This is a genomic window from Thalassobacterium maritimum (assembly GCF_031127805.1).
Classification (GTDB): Bacteria; Verrucomicrobiota; Verrucomicrobiia; order Opitutales; family Coraliomargaritaceae; genus Thalassobacterium; species Thalassobacterium maritimum.
In genome coordinates, this window is the sequence record NZ_JARXHW010000315.1 from 1 (window position 1) to 305 (window position 305).

1 pseudogene is annotated in these 305 nt (G+C 51.5%); it reads right to left on the reverse strand.

The annotated features are described in order from the left end of the window. Positions 1 to 305 (reverse strand): annotated as a pseudogene (locus QEH52_RS20460) (ISKra4-like element ISTvi1 family transposase); the annotation flags it as partial.

Sequence of the window (305 nt, forward strand, 5' to 3'; positions counted from 1 at the left end):
AACCCCGTCCAACTGCCACTGGCTCTCCTGGCTCTAGTTTGTATAAGTGCATCTGCGTTCTCGTGAGCCCATGCTGCTCCTGCAATTTTCATTCTCGATTGTATCACATGTTTGTGCCCGCTCTCGATGAGTCCGGAACCGATGGGTAGTTTTTGCTCTTCAGTGCCCTTGTAGTCGAGCAATTCGGTGCGATTACTTAAGTAGCGTAGCGCACAGCGAGTTGGAGCATCCTCATCAGGAAGATGTTTTGGTTCCAGATGTGAAGCCAACTCGGCGATCACCAAGTCGGAGCGGTTGCGTTTGAG